At 55.4% G+C, this 1532-nt stretch carries 1 protein-coding gene; it reads left to right on the forward strand.

Features of this window, described 5'->3' with window-relative positions:
- The first annotated feature begins 358 nt into the window (after positions 1-358).
- A complete protein-coding gene (motA, locus tag P792_RS35520) occupies positions 359-1231 on the forward strand; it encodes a flagellar motor stator protein MotA (protein ID WP_023980041.1) in 873 nt (290 codons plus the stop codon).
- Positions 1232-1532: the final 301 nt, after the last annotated feature.

Below are 1532 nucleotides of genomic sequence, written 5' to 3' on the forward strand. Positions count from 1 at the left end.
CCTTGAGAGCCGATCAGTCACGCGAAATTCTCGTCAAGTCGGGATATCCCGACCCCAAGATCCTGGACGTATCAGGTGGCGCAGATCGGGAACTTGCTGACCCGGCAATACCGTCAGCCGCAGCGAACCGCCGGGTCGTTATCATCATGCATCGCTTGCATCCCGATATAGATCAGTTGGAGGCCGGATCAGGCACTCTGACAGGCGAGCACGAAAAACCCGTGGATAATAGTCCTGGTTCGCCTAAGATCATGCCACAGGCTGGGCACAGTGCCTCTTCTCCAAACCCTTAGCATCCTCCGACATCGCACCAGATACCTTTCAACATTCAGCCTCGAATAAGAAACGGAATTCAAAAATGCTTTTTATCGGGGGGCTTGTCTTTTCCCTTCTGTGTGTTTTCGGCTCATTCGCTGCATCAGGCGGTGTAATGGGGCCACTGCTCGCATCCATGCCCTTTGAACTGATTACAATTCTAGGTTCGGCGCTTGGCATTTTTGTTATGTCGAATTCCATAGGTGCCCTCAAAGAACTGCCGCACAACTTCAAGCTTGCGCTCAAAGGGCCGCAATATGATAAGGCCGCCTATGTGGATCTTCTGGTTGTTCTCTTTCGCCTGACCCGTCTCGCTCAAGCCAAAGGGGCGATGGCGCTCGAGGAGCACGTAGAAAATCCGCAAGACAGTGGTATCTTCGCGCTCTCTCCAAAGGTCCGTGACGATACGGAAACCCGCGATCTTATTTGCGATTATCTGCGCCTGGTGAGTCTCAATCTCGAGGACGCCTACCAGCTTGACGACGTCATGGCCCGCGAGCTTCGCAAAAATCAGGCCGAGAAACTACATATCTCAGAGTGTCTGACGAGTATTGCTGATGCCCTGCCTGCGCTGGGTATCGTCGCCGCGGTGCTTGGCGTGATTAAAACCATGGCCTCAATCAGCAAACCTCCTGCCATTCTGGGCGAGATGATTTCCGGGGCACTCGTCGGAACATTTCTGGGCGTTCTGCTGTCCTACGGGGTGGTGGCTCCCCTCGCCTCAAGAATCAAGGCGGTGATTGTGCAGGATGGCCGTTATCAAGGCATCATCAAGACGGTCCTGGTTGCCCATCTCCAGGGCAATCCCCCGCAGGTTAGCGCCGAAATCGGACGAAAAGAGATTCCACCGGCTGCCATGCCGAGCTTTTTCGAACTCGATGTCGCCCTGACAGAGTCTCAGGGAGTCGCTTCATGACACTCCTGACCTGCGAGATGACGGAGTGGTCAATATGAGAGTGAGAGAGAGACAGGGCCGATCTGTGGCGAGTGATAAGGCATCGCGGTCAAACCTGCCCGGCAATGCCCCACAACTCACTTCGGGCGCCGCAGTGTCGGGTGCCCCCCTGCCGTCCCCCCAGTCATTCCGCAGTCAACTTTCGTCGGTAACTCAACCACAGAAAGCTGTTTCGAATACCCTGACGGCTCCAACTGACAAATGGTCAGATGTCGTCAGCGGTGCCTCACTGGCCGTGGCGGGAGGGTTGAGCGGTTCAACG

It is taken from the genome of Asaia sp. SF2.1 (genome assembly GCF_000505765.1).
In the GTDB taxonomy this organism is placed as follows: domain Bacteria; phylum Pseudomonadota; class Alphaproteobacteria; order Acetobacterales; family Acetobacteraceae; genus Asaia; species Asaia bogorensis.